The organism is Bradyrhizobium centrolobii (assembly GCF_001641635.1).
Lineage (GTDB): Bacteria > Pseudomonadota > Alphaproteobacteria > Rhizobiales > Xanthobacteraceae > Bradyrhizobium > Bradyrhizobium centrolobii.
This window is the reverse complement of sequence record NZ_LUUB01000026.1, coordinates 71,657-86,560: the sequence shown is the minus strand read 5'-3', so window position 1 is coordinate 86,560 and position 14,904 is coordinate 71,657. Positions and strand designations below refer to the sequence as shown.

12 protein-coding genes are annotated in these 14,904 nt (G+C 62.5%); 7 read left to right on the top strand and 5 right to left on the bottom strand.

Annotation, left to right across the window (positions count from 1 at the left end):
* Nucleotides 1-10: 10 nt before the first annotated feature.
* From tssL to AYJ54_RS04610, 5 genes are read right to left on the bottom strand one after another with little or no spacing between them, the layout of a single operon-like run.
* On the bottom strand, nt 11-1,543 hold the full coding sequence (tssL, locus tag AYJ54_RS04630) for a type VI secretion system protein TssL, long form (RefSeq protein ID WP_063696878.1): 1,533 nt from the start codon (nt 1,541-1,543) through the stop codon (nt 11-13).
* A complete protein-coding gene (tssK, locus tag AYJ54_RS04625) occupies nt 1,540-2,877 on the bottom strand; it encodes a type VI secretion system baseplate subunit TssK (protein WP_063696876.1) in 1,338 nt (445 codons plus the stop codon). The genes tssL and tssK overlap by 4 nt, the downstream gene beginning before the upstream one ends.
* A gap of 48 nt (nt 2,878-2,925) precedes the next feature.
* A complete protein-coding gene (tagH, locus tag AYJ54_RS04620) occupies nt 2,926-4,296 on the bottom strand; it encodes a type VI secretion system-associated FHA domain protein TagH (protein WP_063696874.1) in 1,371 nt (456 codons plus the stop codon).
* Nucleotides 4,297-4,308: 12 nt separating this feature from the next.
* Nucleotides 4,309-4,872 carry a DUF6931 family protein gene (locus AYJ54_RS04615; protein ID WP_063696872.1) on the bottom strand — a complete coding sequence of 188 codons (564 nt, stop codon included), beginning with the start codon at nt 4,870-4,872 and terminating at the stop codon, nt 4,309-4,311.
* Between the two features lie 5 nt (nt 4,873-4,877).
* On the bottom strand, nt 4,878-6,746 hold the full coding sequence (locus AYJ54_RS04610) for a type VI secretion system Vgr family protein (protein ID WP_063696870.1): 1,869 nt from the start codon (nt 6,744-6,746) through the stop codon (nt 4,878-4,880).
* Nucleotides 6,747-7,093: 347 nt separating this feature from the next.
* Between AYJ54_RS04610 and AYJ54_RS04605 the strand changes: the two genes are divergently transcribed.
* From AYJ54_RS04605 to tssG, 7 genes are all read left to right on the top strand, one after another.
* On the top strand, nt 7,094-8,407 hold the full coding sequence (locus AYJ54_RS04605) for a type VI secretion system protein TssA (protein WP_063696869.1): 1,314 nt from the start codon (nt 7,094-7,096) through the stop codon (nt 8,405-8,407).
* Between the two features lie 124 nt (nt 8,408-8,531).
* A complete protein-coding gene (gene tssB / locus AYJ54_RS04600) occupies nt 8,532-9,059 on the top strand; it encodes a type VI secretion system contractile sheath small subunit (protein ID WP_063696867.1) in 528 nt (175 codons plus the stop codon).
* A gap of 17 nt (nt 9,060-9,076) precedes the next feature.
* On the top strand, nt 9,077-10,579 hold the full coding sequence (gene tssC / locus AYJ54_RS04595; protein ID WP_063696866.1) for a type VI secretion system contractile sheath large subunit: 1,503 nt from the start codon (nt 9,077-9,079) through the stop codon (nt 10,577-10,579).
* Nucleotides 10,580-10,629: 50 nt separating this feature from the next.
* A complete protein-coding gene (locus AYJ54_RS04590; RefSeq protein WP_063696864.1) occupies nt 10,630-11,115 on the top strand; it encodes an Hcp family type VI secretion system effector in 486 nt (161 codons plus the stop codon).
* A gap of 183 nt (nt 11,116-11,298) precedes the next feature.
* Entirely contained in the window at nt 11,299-11,847 is a 549-nt protein-coding gene (tssE, locus tag AYJ54_RS04585) for a type VI secretion system baseplate subunit TssE (protein WP_136623435.1), read from the top strand.
* Nucleotide 11,848: 1 nt separating this feature from the next.
* The gene (tssF, locus tag AYJ54_RS04580) at nt 11,849-13,816 is read left to right on the top strand and encodes a type VI secretion system baseplate subunit TssF (RefSeq protein WP_063696862.1); all 1,968 of its coding nucleotides are present in this window, start codon (nt 11,849-11,851) and stop codon (nt 13,814-13,816) included.
* On the top strand, nt 13,780-14,844 hold the full coding sequence (gene tssG, locus AYJ54_RS04575; RefSeq protein WP_063696861.1) for a type VI secretion system baseplate subunit TssG: 1,065 nt from the start codon (nt 13,780-13,782) through the stop codon (nt 14,842-14,844). Before tssF ends, tssG begins: the two co-directional genes overlap by 37 nt.
* The last annotated feature ends 60 nt before the right edge of the window (nt 14,845-14,904 follow it).

Here is a 14,904-nt window from a genome sequence, read left to right as displayed (position 1 = left end):
CGGTATCTGCCTATTCGCTGCGTTCGATAAAGATCTCGACGCGCCGGTTCTTGGCGCGTCCCTCAGGTGTCGTATTGCTGGCGATTGGCGCATCGGCTCCCTTGCCCTCGACGTCGACGCGCGAACCATCGGCCAGACCCGGCTTCAGTGCGGCCGCAACCGCCTTGGCGCGCTCGACCGACAATTCGAAGTTCGAAGGGAAGCGCACTGTGCGGATCGGCGAACTGTCGGTATGGCCGACGACCCGGATTCGTCCGGGCTCCTTGTCGAGGGTTGCCGCGACGCGGGCTGCAACCGGCTTGAAGCCGTCGAGGATGGTGGCCTGGCCTGACGCGAACAATGCGAGGTCACAGACCCTGATCACGATGAAGCTCGCGGTCTGGTCCGCCGTCATCGCACAGGCGGTGTTCTCCTTCGCGAGGGCGTTGCGGATGCGCTGCAACTGGGTGATGCGGTCCGGGGGCGGCGGTGGTGGCGGCGGCGGTGGTGGCGCAACGACCCGGCGCTTGAGCTCGATCGGGCCGTCCGGATGGAGCGCGAGCGCCACCTCGGCAGCATTCTCTGCCCGGCCGGCGAGGAGCGTCCGCAGGACGAAATAAGACCCGGTCAGCAGCGCGGCGACCACGGCCGCGACCAGCCAGACCGGAACACGCAGACGCTGCCGGCGACCAGCCAGCGCCTGCCCGCGCCAGTTGGGCGACAGGTCGCTCATCGTCTTGGGCCGGACCCGGCGCAACAATTCATAGAGGTTGCGCTGGATCACCTGCAGGTTCGCAAGCCCGCCTGCCGACGTGCGGTGAATGCCCTGGAAGCCGAGCGCAAGGCAGGCGTGCTGAAGCTCGAGCACCGGATAGTTGACCAGCGGATCAACCTTCAAATGGTCGAGGATCTCGAAGAAACGGACGCCGCCGACCCGCTCGCCGAAAAACCGGCTCAGCATCGAGTATTGCGTCCAGACGTGGCGCTCCTCGGTCGGGATGTGCTGAACGATATCGTCGGCAGTGGCGCACAGGATGTATTTCGCTGTATTAGCCTGGTGTTCGGAGATGCCCGCTGAACGGATATCCTTCTCGAAGAATTTGATGGCGTCGGCGACCTGCTCCATCAGGCTCGCGAATGACGCACGCATGAGTGACACCCGCAACCGGCCAAGCAGCTGCAGCAACGGCCCCGCAGCGCGCATCACCGGATTGGCGTTTGGCGCGACCAGGTCGTCCACGCGCAACGGCGGTCCCGGCGGCAGGATCGGTTGCGGCACCTGGGCTTGCGCGGGTGTCGAGATCCATTCCTCAGTCGGATGGCTGACCGGTGCGGCGGCGTAGTTCGAGCCCTGCGGGATGGGAGAAAAAGATGACGACGCTGCAGGTGCTGGCGCGCCGGGAGAAGGCACGGGCGATGGCGAATAGGGCGGACGTGCCGCAGGTCCCTCGCCGGCCGGCGGCTGGGGGGGCGGTGCCGGCGGCAACTTCCCGCCGGGGTTGGGACGGATGATCGTCCGTTCGCCCCGACCGAAAGGATTGACCGGCTTGTCCCTGTCGCTCATGGCCTGTCTTCCAGGATAGCCCAAAGGTACAGCTCAAGCTCCGGCCAGTCGCCGGAGAAGTGCATTCCGATCGAGGCCGCCGTACTGAACTCGGGCCACAGCGGCGACTTGCGGTCGAGATAGAAATAGACGTGATCCGTGATGGCCCGGATGTGCGGCGGCGGCGTCGGCAGATGCACCAACGTCAACCCAGGCAGGTTTGCGTGCACGATCTCGTTCATCTTGGTATTCGGCCCGACCTTGAACAGGTGCGGGAAATCGTTCTGGATCTCCACGAGCGGCCGCCGTGCGGCAACCTCCAGCACCAAGGTCGCATTTCGGAACAACGCCCGATCGCGGATCGGCGATACGAACGCATTCTGTGCGCGCTCGATGATCTCCAGGCGGATCGCCCGCCGGCCCAGCCGCGCGCTCAAGAAGTCCTGGATGTCGCTCACCAAGGGTGTGAAGACGTTCTCGATATCGTCGTGGTCGTACGCCGGATAGTTGCGGGCGCGCCGTTCCGCCGTGGCAAATGTCGCGAGTTCACCCGCGAACCTCAGCAACTCCTCGTACAGCCGCTCAGGATGCACGCTGCCGGAACGCTGGAAATGAGTTAGTACCGGAATGGTACGGTTCAGCACTTGGAGCACCAGATAGTCCACGCTCTGCAATCCGCCCCCGGACGATGGATCGACCGCGTAACGCGCCAGCTCGTCGAGCTTGGTCTCGACCCAGCCGATGATACGGTTGAGCCAGCCGTCGATGATCGGATGTGCGGCGCAGACCAGCATCGGCGGAACGAACTTGTCGTCGAACAGGATGTTCTTGTCGCGCACCTCCAGAATGCGCGCGATGCCGAGGCCCATGTATCCGGGCTTGCTGGTCTTGCGCAGTTCGAACGACAGCCGCGGATAGGCGATGTCGATCTCTTCCTCGATGCGCAGCGCCGAGGTGGAGTCGATGAAGGTCTCCGAAGTACGAACATAACGACTGGCACTGTCGGTGCGGTCCTCATCGACCTCGCGGGTGTTTGGCGCCGCGACCGGCATCATCAGCCAGACGATCTGGCCTGCGGCCGTCTCCGGCACTTCGATCGCTTCCGGTATCGGGCTGTCCGCAGGAATATCGAATGGCGTTCCGTCCGGCATGACGCCGGACGCATTGCGCACCGCGAATTTGCTCTGTTCGGTAAGATCCTTATCGATCTCGAGCTGGGCAAATCCCCAAGGATATGGCGTCGTGTAGCGGACGCGCTTTTCCAGCAGGTGTTCAATGTAACGATCGTTCTGCTGCAAATGATGCGGTCGCAGAAACAGACCTTCTGACCAGAAAACCTTGCTGTACCAAGACATTCCTGCATCCACTTAGCAATTGTCGGCGACCGCGTGGACGCCGATAGTTCACTTTGACCCGGCCTTGTCGGCGCGGTCGTAATAGTTCGAGAAATGCAGCATAAAGGTATCGATCGGCGCGCTGTTGTCGCGGCCAAGATGCGCCTTCCAGCGCGTCAGGAATTCGTCCCAGAGTTTACTCTTGTTCGTGCCGAGCCAGGAGCTTGCGCCACGCTGAAGCTCGAGCTCGCGCGCCATCAGCGTTGGATCGATACCGGCGATCAGCTCATGGACGGCGTGCTGCATCGCCATATACGTCTTCAGCTGATGTGACTTGAGGTCACCGAAGCCCTGCGCGAAGGCGCGTTGCGCGTCGAGGTAGCTGCGCGTCGGCGGTCCGAACAGGATACGCATCGCCTCTTCCGAGGTCGGCGAGAATTTCAGCGGATTGTTCTCGATGGCCTGGACGGTGGTCTGGCTCGTGCTGCGGGTCAGCTGCTTGGCCTGGGTTCGCGCCTGCAGCAGCGCCATCAGATTATCCACGGTCATGCGCAGGATGATGCCAAGCTGTTCAGCCAGTTCGGCATCGGTCTTGTTGGCAAAGAAATTGTCTGGCAATCCGGCCGCGCGAGCCACCAGCCGCGCGAACTCGTCACCGCCGACTGGCATGGCGGTGACTGGTCCCTCCTCTGCCGCCTGCACCGGGCGCGGCGTCTCGACGTGCGCCGGCGATGGCGGCGGCCGGACAGCCGCTGGTCCATCATCGGTCCACACCGATGGCCGGCGCGGGATTGGCATGGCGGGTGGTGGCTCGACTTGCGGTTTCGGCGCAGCGACCGGGCCGGCCGCCCAGCTCATGTCATCCTGCGCGGACGGCTGGTACGGAGGTATCGGCGACGAACGTCGAACAGGATCCGCACCCGGCGCCGGAACGCTCGCCGCCCAATCCAGAAATTCCGGATTGATCGGCCGCGCAGCCTCACGCGGCTGCTTCAGCTGCTGCGGGTCGATCGGCGGCGGTACGTCACGGTCGGCCGCCCAAAGCTCCCCGTAATTCGCATGCTGCTGGACAAGGGGCGCGTGCGGTTGCGCCTCATGGGTTGGGGCGCGCGCGCCAGCCTCGTCTTCCAGTGAGACTCCGATGATGTAATGGCCGATGGTGAGCCGATCGCCGTCGCGCAGCCGGTGCGGCCCTCGCATGCGCTGGTCGGCGCCATTGAGAAAGGTGCCGTTGGTCGAGACGTCGTGCAGCCAGTAGCCGCCGTCGCGAAAGCGCACCTCGCAATGCTTTCCCGAAATCATCCGCGCCGGATCCGGCAACGTCCAGTCGAGGTGGCGGTCCCGGCCAATATCGACCGAACGCCTGCCGGTGACCGTAAACGACACAGGGCCGCCGTCTGGTAAGTTCGGTTCGTTCTCGATATTAAAGCGAAGCACCATCACATCGTCTCGTCAGCGTGAAGGGCGCGGTTCGCCGCGTGCCAATTGAATACCATCCTCCAGGCATGCCGTCATTATCCGGTCACGGGAGTCACGGGGGAGTCGGCAAAGGCCGATCAGCAGGGCTGCACGCACCGCCCGCGCGGCCTGATCGGGCTTGGCTTCGACCGGCGCAAATTCCGCAGGAACCACGCTTCCGCCTGACCAACCGGCGGCCAGCGCCAGCCATGTCGCCGGCTGCTCGGGATCGTTGGCATTGCCGACCGCCAGCGCCTTGTTCCGGGATTGCTCGTCCGGCTGCCGGACCCAGGTCTCCGCGAAGTTCAGCGACCTGCTGTCGTTGGCGTCGAGATGGTCGAACATCCGTCGCAACGAACGGCATCCCCAGGCAACGGCCACGCGCCTGGGCAGCAGATAGGCGCAGAAAGACACGGCCTGGTGCCAGTTGCGCGCGTCGGCGGCATCCTGAAGAAAATCCAGCGACGGCTTATCGGCGTCGGCCTTGCCGATATCATAGCGCGCCATGGGATAGGCTTGAAACAGATCCTGAACCGTGCCGAACCGAACCTGTCCCATAGCCGTCAGCCGACAAGGGTTGGAGTGCCGTGGGCGACAAGCGGGCCACCGGCTGCAAGCGCCATGGCGGCCTGCGCCGTCATGGAGATGGTCGGCGCGTTGATGACGATGCCCGCCGGGGTCAGGATGATCTGGCTGGGACCAACCTGCAGGGTGATGTTGGCATTGGCCATGAGTGTGATGCTGATGCCTGCATTGACCGACTGGTCCATGGCCAGCGTGATGTGCTGACCGCCCAATTCGATATCGAGCTTGTCGTTGCCGTTCTTGAGCGTGGTCTTGCGGGTGTCCCCGCCGAATGCAGCTTCGCCGATGGTCCGAGTCTCGGTGTCGCGGACCGTCACGTCGTGGTCCTTCTCGGCATGCACCGTGATCTTCTCGGATCCCTTCTTGTCCTCGAAGTTCCACTCGTTGTAGCCGCCGCCACCTTTGGTGGAGTCCGACTTCAATCCCGCAATCGTCTTCTTCGACGGCACATCGTAGGGCAGCTTGTACTCGTCGTTGTATACGGTGCCGATCACCAGGGGCCGGTCCGGATCCCCTTCCAGGAATTCGACAACAACTTCCTGTCCGACGCGTGGGATGATCTGACCGCCCCAGCGCTTGCCAGACCAGACCTGGGCCACCCGCAACCGACACGACCGCTTCTTCTTGCGATCCCAGAAGAAGCGGACATAGATTTCGCCGAGCGACTCGACGTCGATTTCCTCGCTCGAGTTGTCGTCTTTGGTCACCACCTTAGCCGTCTGGACGCCGTTGATCCTTGGCTTCGGCGTCATCATCAGCGATCGAAATGGCCTATCGCTCGGCAGAAACTCGTAGCTGCCGAAGTAGACGTGTTGTCCGGCGTCGCTGGGACCGCCGGTGCGATAGGACTCGATCGAGAACGAATGCGTGGCCCGCACCACGAGATATTCGACGTTCTGCGAGTCCTTGGAATGCTTTTCGAGCTTCGTCAGCCCGCCGGGAAACAGGTTGACGGCGTCGCCGTTGCCGCGCCGCCGCCGGTCCATCGCCTGCTCGGCCTGGAGCTGGATCTTCGCGTAGCGCTCGCCGTCGGATTTTTCCTTGAACTTGCCGGGATAGTCGTAAAACTCCATCTCCGACCGGCTGTAATGTTCGGAGCCCTTGGCGTCGCTGATCATCTGCGCGTTGGGCTTCTGGTAGTTGTAGTCGTTGAGCTCGACCTTGCCGGTGCGAAACCGGCGCTCCGAGACCCATTCGTAGATATGCTGCTCGCCTCGACGGTCGGCTCCCGTCAGCGGGATGTAGGGAATCGTGGCAAGACCGTTGATCGGGCTGTGCGACGATTTGGAGTCCGCCAACACCAGCGTGTGCTTGCCGCCCTCATGCTTGAAGAAATAGTAGATGCCGTGCAGCTCCATCAGCCGGCAAACGAAGTTCAGGTCGGTCTCGCGGTACTGAACGCAATATTCGAGCTTCGGACAGGAGCCCTCTTCGGTCAGCTTGGATTCATAATCAGTGAAGCCGCGTTCGTTGAAGACCTCCTTGATGATGTCGGGCGCTTTCTTGTCCTGAAAAATCCGGCAATCGGTTGTGCGCGACAACAGCCATAGCCAGGGCCTCAGCACGATCCTGTAGCTGAAATAGTCGTTCTTCACCCCGAGCCACTGGGCTTCCGTCAGAATGCCGCTGAACTCGCGCTCCTTTTCATGCAGCTTTATGGTCAGCGTGCACTGCTGACCGATCGCACGGTCGAAGTCGAGGTCGGCATCCTCGCTGAGACATTCGATACGATATTCGAACAGTTCGCTGAGACCTTCGGAGCCCTCGAATCCGACAAAAGCCAGAACGTCCTTGCCGAGAGGCGTCTTGAGTTCGCAGAGGCGGGTATCCTGGGTAAGCTGGCCCATGTGGGCTTAAACTCCCTCTGTCGACCGCCTGATCGGCCGCAAAGAGCAGATCAGGCGCCATGCAAGAACCACGGAAATCCTGCCCGCCACTGGCAGTGGCGGCAAGTCCGCCCCGGGGCCCGGCCTCCTGACGCGCCACAGCAGCCGTCCAAAGAACCACCCCCGGCCCTCAAGTAGTCGGCTCCAAGAGCTTGCCGGTTCACGCGAAAATGTCATGATCGTCGGGAATGAACCGAGACCGGCAGGCATCTGACCCATAAGGCAATCGGATCATGATCCCCCTGCGTGATCCGCCAGATGTCACGGGCTCGGCAGAGGGGCCATGGCCGAGCAGATGGACGATCTCGATGCTTGATGTCGCCTCCCTGACGCAGCCCGTAGCCGCCGACGATCCCTGCGGGCCGGATCTCGATGCCATCGGCGACGTGCAATATCTCAACTTCTTCGCAGGTGCGGAATCCTTGCTGCCGATGTCGTACTTCGAGGTCGTCAACGCCAACGGAGAGCGCGGGCGCTTCGATCCGAAGGCGGTCGATTTTGCCGGCCAGTTTGCCGCCGCACAGCCCCTTCTGGCACGCACCCGCGATCTGCGCCTGAATATGCTGCTGGCCAAGTTTTCCATCCTCAACCGCGATCTCGACGGCTTTGTCACTTGCCTGAAAGCAACCAACTTGCTGCTGCGCGAGCAGTGGGAGGCGGTGCATCCGCGGGGCGAGGACGGCGACTATGCGCTTCGCGCCGTCACGGTCGAAGCGATCGACGTGTTTCCGACCGTGATCAACCCGCTCCAATTCCTCCCACTGATCGAGAACCGCAGGCACGGCAGCCTCAACTACCGTGCCTATCAGGTTGCCAAGGGCGAAATTCCCGCCGGTGACGCCGACGCCGACGGACCCGATCTCGCGACCATCGAGCGCATCGTCGGCGAGACGGACCTCGACACTCTCAAGACCGTCAGCGCGCGATGCTCTGCGGTCGCGGCCGAAATCGCAGACATCAAGGCGGTCTGGCACGAAAAGTTGAACTCAGGGCAACCCATCAGCCTCGACAGAGTCTCCAGCCTGGCAAACGGCATGGCCGCCTGGCTCGCGGGTCTTGTCACAGCGCGTGATCCGGCCGCGATCGCCGCACCTGCGGAAGATGCCGCTCCAGTCGACGCGCAAGTGCCACTGGACACGACCGGCGCGCTGGCCTCGCCGGCGCACGCCTCCGCAGCGCTTGCCGCGGCGGCCGACTATTTTGCCCGAATGGAACCATCCAACCCCGCGCTGTTGCTGGTGCGTCAGGCGCAGGAGATGGTCGGCAAATCATTCATCGAGGTGATGCGGATGCTGGTGCCCTCCCACGTGGAGAGTGCTGCGATCAACATCGGGCGCGACAAGGTCTTCGACCTGCCGATCGAACGGATGGCGGAGCTCGCCACCCCGCTCTCATCCACGATCGAGACCGACGCGCAAGATATTGCTTTTTCGGTAGAAAATAGGACTCAGGCCTTGAGCTTGCTGGCGAAGGTGGCGTCGTTTTTCCGAGCCGCGGAACCCTCCAGCCCGATCCCGCTTTTGGTCGATCGCGCGCGCGATCTGGCGCAACGAGACTTCCTCAGCTTGCTGAACGACGTCCTGCCCGAGGGCGCGCTGAAGACAATCGACAAATCGCATTGAACCCGCTTTTCGCTCGAGGGGACTAACAGGACATAAGGAAGCTTTGCCGCCCGCAAGTTGAGGCGCCTTGTCAACCTGCGTCGCGCAACTCGGCTTCAAAACGATTGCGTAGAAGAGGGCAACCATGGCTACGGACAGCGGTCAAAAATTCATTCGGCGAAACCGCGCACCGCGCGTGCACATCACATACGAAGATCCCTACGACGCCGAGCGGCTGATCGAACTGCCGTTCGTCATGGGCGTCCTGTCTGATCTTTCCGGCAACAACCCCGGCGTCGAGAAGACAAAGGACGAGGAGCGCAAGTTCCTCGAGTTCGACATGGACAATTTCGACAACCGCATGGCGGCCATCCAGCCCGGCGTGACGGCGCGCGTCGCCAATCGTCTCAGCGATGGATCCGACGAAAAAATCTCGGTCAACCTGCGCTTCAACAAGATGTCCGACTTCACGCCAGTGGCGGTCGCTCGCCAGGTGCCGGCTACGGCCAAGCTGCTCGAGGCGCGCGAACAGCTCGCCAACCTGCTGCGCTACATGGACGGCAAGGTGGCCGCCGAGGACCAGCTGAAGAAACTTCTCGCCGATCCTCAACTGATGGCCGCGCTGCGTGAGCGCGCGACGAGCCAGTCTACCGAACCCGGCACCGAGAGCTAAGGGAAGGAGTGGGGACCATGGCAAAAGAAGCTGCCCATAAAGAGACCACCACCCAGGTCGGGACCGTCGAGGCTGACGAGTTTTCCGCTCTGCTGAAGCAAAGCTTCAAACCGCGCACCGAACGTGCAGCGACCGAAGTCGAAAACGCGGTATCCACGCTCGTTCAAGAAGCATTGAAGGACACGAGCGTCATCAAGTCGGACGTGCTCGACACGATCGAGGAGATGATCGCGCGGATCGACCAGAAGCTGACCGCGCAGACGAACGAAATTCTTCACGCACCCGAGTTCCAGGCGATCGAAAGTGCCTGGCGAGGCCTCCACTACCTCGTCTTCAACTCAGAGACCGACGCCAACCTCAAGATCCGGGTGATGAACGTCTCCAAGAATGAGCTGTATCGGAATCTGCGGCTTTATCCCGATGCGCGCTGGGACCAGAGTCCCCTGTTCAAGCAGATCTACGAGTACGAATTCGGCCAGTTGGGCGGCGAGCCGTTCGGCTGCCTGATCGGCGACTACTACTTCAGTCACCTCCCCACCGACGTGCAGTTGCTGCGCGATCTCAGCAAGATCGCCGGCGCGGCACACGCTCCCTTCTTCAGCGGCGCCGAGCCTACGCTGATGGGAATGGATTCGTGGACCGAACTGTCCAACCCTCGCGATATCGGCAAGGTATTCGACACGCCGGAATATGCCGCATGGAAGGGACTGCGTGATCAGGATGACTCGCGCTATCTCGGCCTGTGCATGCCGCGTGCGCTGGGTCGCCTCCCCTACGGCGCGAAATCGGAGCCCGTGGAAGAGTTCGCCTTCGAGGAGGAGACGGACGGGCACACCGGCGACAAATACGGCTGGATCAACGCGGCCTATGCGATGGCAGTCAACATCAACCGCGCCTTCAAGGAGTTCGGCTGGTGCACGCGCATCCGCGGTGTGCAGTCCGGCGGCGAAGTCATCAATCTGCCGACGCACACATTCCCGACCGACGACGGTGGCGTCGACCTGAAATGCCCGACCGAGATCGCCATCAGCGATCGCCGCGAGCACGAACTTGCAAAGGCGGGCCTCATCCCGCTGATCCATCGCAAGAATACCGACAAGGCCGCCTTCATCGGCGCCCAGTCGCTCTACAAGCCGAAGAAGTATTTCGGCGAGAAGGGCGTGGATGCAACCGCGTCCGACAACCTGTCGTCACGTCTGCCCTACATGTTCGCAGTGTCCCGCTTTGCGCACTATCTGAAGTGCATGGTTCGCGACAAGATCGGATCCATGAAGGAGAAGGATGAGCTGACGGTCTGGCTGCAGACCTGGATCAACGAATACGTTGATGCCAACCCGGCCCTGTCGTCAGAAGCTCAGAAAGCGCGCAAGCCGCTGGCCGCTGCGAAGGTAGAGGTCATAGCAAACGAGGAGAACCCGGGATATTACAACGCGCGATTTTTTCTCCGTCCACACTTTCAATTGGAGGCGATGGACGTCGGCCTCAGTCTGGTTTCACGTCTGCCGGGCCCCAGCTCCTGACGCTGCAACATCGCAACCTTAAACATGAAGAATTTTGAGAGGACCATGCTATGGCTGTCGACATCTTCCTGAAACTCGATCCGATCAAGGGCGAGTCGCTGGACGACAAGCACAAGGACGAAATTGATATTTTGAGCTGGTCGTTCGGCGAGAGCCAGACCGGCACTTTCCACAGCGGCTCGGGCGGCGGCGCCGGCAAAGTCAGCGTCCAGGATCTGCACTTCACGCACTTCGTCGACAAGGCCACGCCAGAACTTTTCAAGGTCTGCGCGAACGGCAAGCATATCGACAGCGCGATCCTGACGGTCCGCAAGGCCGGCGAAACCCCGCTCGAATATCTCAAGGTTGAGATGAAAAACGTGCTGGTCACCAGCGTGTCGACCGGCGGATCGCACGGCGAAGATCGCCTCACCGAGAACGTGAGCCTGAACTTCCAGAAGGTGAAGTTGATCTACAAGACCCAAACGGAAAAAGGCGCCGCCGGCGCGTCGCCGACCTTCGGCTGGGACATTGCAGCCAACAAGGAATGGGCCTGATTGTCGGCCCCTCGCCTGGCGCCGGTTGCGAATGGCGGGAACCGGCGCCAAGCGGCGCGATTCCAATCGCACCTCTCGGCCGGCCCGATTGCGGGCCCGACCACCTGCTGAGGCGACGTCACCTCGTAGACAAACTGACGCCTTTCGGAATTGCGTGCGAGTCGGGCGTCATGGGGACCGCAAATGACCATCACACCCAGGAGGGATCGGCTCTCTCCCCCATTGATGCTCGCCTTTCGCTCGGCTCATGAAGCGCGCGATGCGCGCAAGACGCTCAATCTGCGCGATGAGTTCGGCGAGCGGGTGATTGCCGGGCGGCGCAGCGCGGGCCGTTTTCCGATCTCGGAAACCTTGCTCCGGCGCGAGGTTTCCCATGACCTTGAAACGCTCCTCAACACCATCGCTCTGGAATCGACCCTGGACCTGAGCGGCCGGGATTGCGTCCGAACATCGATCCTGAACTACGGCTTCCCCGATATCGCCCACCGTTCGATCGACGACGTCACGGACGACGAACTCACCGACGCGCTGCGCGCGACGGTGACGACTTATGAACCAAGGCTCGATCGCCAGACGATCCGGGTCCGCCGCGACGGCTCGGTCGGCCCCGAGCAGCTCAAACTGCGCTTCATCGTTCACGCCGACCTGAAGGCCGAGCCGCTCAACGTCCCCGTGGAATTCGTCGCCGACGTCGACCTCGACAGCGGCGATATCCAGATCAACCGACTTTAACATGAACCGCGAATTCCTGGATTTCTACAATCGTGAACTGTCACTGCTGTACGAGCAGGCAGGAGATTTCGCTGAAGAATATCCTGGCATCGCAGAGCGCCTCGGCGGCCTGATCCGGGATCGCTCGGATCCGATGATCACGGGGCTGCTGGAAGGCGCCGCGTTTCTCGCCGCCCGCGTTCAGCTCAAGCTCAAGCACGAATTTCCGGAATTCACCGCAAACCTGCTTGAGCAACTGGTGCCGAACTATCTTGCTCCCACACCGTCGGCCATGCTGGTCACGGCGCGGCCGCCCTATGCAGACCCGGCGCTGCGCGACGGCAAGAAGATCGCGCGCGGCGCCTATTTCGACGCCACCTACCGCGAAAGAGAACGAAGTCTTTCCTGCCGATTCCGACTTTGCCGCGATATCGTGCTCTGGCCGTTCGACGTCACCGGCGCCGAATACTTCTCGACCGCGGGCGCGCTGCAGGCGCTCGGGATTCCGGTCGGCGGCGACGTCATCGCCGGGCTGAGGCTGTCGTTGACCCATCGTACTGCGGCCCGCCTCGATGAGGAACTGCCGGACGCGGAGGCCCGGGCCAAGCCGGAAACCTGGTTTGCAGGCTGCCGCGTGAGCGAACTCCCGATCTATCTGTCCGGTGCGGAATCCGACGCCATCTCACTCTACGAGCAATTGATCTCGAATAGCAGGGGCGTCTACTTCCGCCATCTCGACGACTTTGGCGATCCGGTGGTGACACGTGCGCCCCATGACTGCGTACAGCAAGTTGGCTTCGACGAGAACGAGTCGCTTTTTCCCAACGACAACCGGGTCTTTCGCGGCTCAGAGCTGCTGCGGGAATATTTCATGTTTCCACGCAAGTTCCTCGGCATCAACCTGACGGGACTTCGCGGCGTGATGCCACGGCTGCGCAGCAAATCGGTCGATATCGTCTTCGCCTTCGATGAACATAATTCGCGGCTTGCCGCCTCGGTGCGTCCCGATACCTTCAGGCTCTATACCGCACCGGCGATCAACCTGTTCGAGAAGACGAGCGATCGCATCCCCGTCAAGTCGAATACCCACGAGTACCATGTGGTGCCCGATCGCAGCCGCTATCTGGAATACGAGCCGCACCAGGTGCTCGAAGTCTACGCGCACTTTCCGGCAGAGAAGGACAAGCGGCCAGTGCGCCCGCTGTATTCGGCCGCCGTCGACCGGACCAGCGGATCAGTCGAAGGGCTTTATTTCACCGTCCGCCGGTTGCCCCGGCGCCGCACGGTGGAAGAAAAGACTTACGGCGCATCCTCCGACTACACCGGGACGGATATGTTCCTGTCACTGCTCGAGCCCGGCGAACTGAGCGGCGAAGGCTCCGTCGCCGAACTCAGCGTCCGGGCACTGTGCTCCAACCGCCATCTCACCGAGCACTTGCCGGTCGGCCAGGGCGGCGCCGATTTCCGCCTGCTGGACGACACCTCGCTCGATCTGATGTGCGTCGCTGGTCCCACCCGACCGCGCGAGCCGGTGGTGGCCCAGCTGCGCAGCCGCAGCGAGATCGCCAACAGCGGGATTGTCAGCTGGCGGCTGATCAACATGCTGAGCCTGAACTATCTTGGCCTCGTCGAGCGCGGTGGCGGCAAGAACGCCGGAGCGCTGCGGGAGATGCTGTCGTTGTTCGCCGACCAGTTCGACGACGCCACGGAACGCAAGATCCGCGGTGTCCGCAGCATAGAAAGCCGGCCCGTCGTGCTGCGGGTGCGCGAGCGCACGGGGAGCGGCGCAGCACGCGGCCTGGAGATCACCGTCACCCTCGACGAGAAAGCATTCGAAGGCAGCGGCGTGTTCCTGCTCGGCGCGGTGCTGGAGCGCTTCTTCGCCGACTATTCGGGCTTTAACACCTTCACCCAGACGGTCATCTCGACGCCGGAGCGCGGCGAGATCATGCGGTGGCCGCCGCGCATGGGTACGCGGAGACCGCTGTGACGCTGATCGACCAGATGAAGGCCGAACCCTGGCGGTTCGATTTCTTCCATACGCTGCGCCGGCTCGAGCGTGCCAACGCGGATCGACCGCGGATCGGTGACAGCGCCGCGCGCCGCGAGGAATATGTCGACCTCGGCCAGGTGCCGTATCTGGAGTTCCCCGCCTCCAACCTCGCGGCGGTCGACGGCCAGGATGGTCGGCTCAGGATACTCGTCAAATTTCTCGGCCTCCTGGGGCCGCAGGGCGCGCTGCCGCTAGCCACCACCGATGAAAGCCTCAGCTGGTGGCTGATGCGGGACGACGCCTTCCCGCGCTTTCTCGACCTCCTCAACGGACGCTTCCTGCAACTCTTCTTTCGCGCCTGGGCCGATGCTCGGCCGATCGCGCAGCATGACCGGCCGGCGGAGGATCGCTTCATCGCCTATGTCGGCTCCTTCGCGGGCCTCGGCTCCGACGTTTTCGCCAATCGAGACACCGTACCGGACATGGCGAAGCTCAGCTTCGCTGGACTGGTCGCGCCCAGGGCGAAATGTGCGTCACGGCTGACGCGGTTCCTGCAGGGGCTGTTCGACGTCAAGGTCGAGATCGACGAATTTGTCGGCACCTGGCTCGCATTCGACCCAAGTCACTGCAGCCGGCTCGGCGGCACCCATGCCAGGCTCGGCCGGGACGCTCTTCTGGGCTCACGCGTGTTCAGCGTCGAGGACAAGATCAGGGTTCGAGTCTTCGTCAGGAATTTTACCCAGTACGAGCAGTTCCTGCCGACCGAAACGAGCAACCTGTCGGAGCCGCTGGCGGACGCGGTGTTCTTCTATATCGGCGACGAATTGGAATGGGAGGTCGAGCTCGCCATTCCAGCGGGAGAGGCCGTCCCGGTCAGGCTCGGACAGAGCGGACGACTTGGATGGACCACCTGGGTCTCGCCCAACTGGACCTCCACGGAAGAATATCGCCGCGATGCCCGCTTCCAGCTCGGCGAGCGCCTGAGGACCCGTCGGAGCGCCGCAGCCGATGCCGCCGCCAATTGAACCTATCCACCACGCCGATCGCCTAACACTATGGTTCGAGGCGATTTCCGCTTGGTGCCA

Coding starts and splice junctions, on each gene's coding strand:
- tssL (WP_063696878.1), bottom strand. CDS start 1,543: ATGAGCGACAGGGACAAGCCGGTCAATCCTTTCGGTCGGGGCGAACGG.
- tssK (WP_063696876.1), bottom strand. CDS start 2,877: ATGTCTTGGTACAGCAAGGTTTTCTGGTCAGAAGGTCTGTTTCTGCGA.
- tagH (WP_063696874.1), bottom strand. CDS start 4,296: ATGGTGCTTCGCTTTAATATCGAGAACGAACCGAACTTACCAGACGGC.
- AYJ54_RS04615 (WP_063696872.1), bottom strand. CDS start 4,872: ATGGGACAGGTTCGGTTCGGCACGGTTCAGGATCTGTTTCAAGCCTAT.
- AYJ54_RS04610 (WP_063696870.1), bottom strand. CDS start 6,746: ATGGGCCAGCTTACCCAGGATACCCGCCTCTGCGAACTCAAGACGCCT.
- AYJ54_RS04605 (WP_063696869.1), top strand. CDS start 7,094: ATGCTTGATGTCGCCTCCCTGACGCAGCCCGTAGCCGCCGACGATCCC.
- tssB (WP_063696867.1), top strand. CDS start 8,532: ATGGCTACGGACAGCGGTCAAAAATTCATTCGGCGAAACCGCGCACCG.
- tssC (WP_063696866.1), top strand. CDS start 9,077: ATGGCAAAAGAAGCTGCCCATAAAGAGACCACCACCCAGGTCGGGACC.
- AYJ54_RS04590 (WP_063696864.1), top strand. CDS start 10,630: ATGGCTGTCGACATCTTCCTGAAACTCGATCCGATCAAGGGCGAGTCG.
- tssE (WP_136623435.1), top strand. CDS start 11,299: ATGACCATCACACCCAGGAGGGATCGGCTCTCTCCCCCATTGATGCTC.
- tssF (WP_063696862.1), top strand. CDS start 11,849: ATGAACCGCGAATTCCTGGATTTCTACAATCGTGAACTGTCACTGCTG.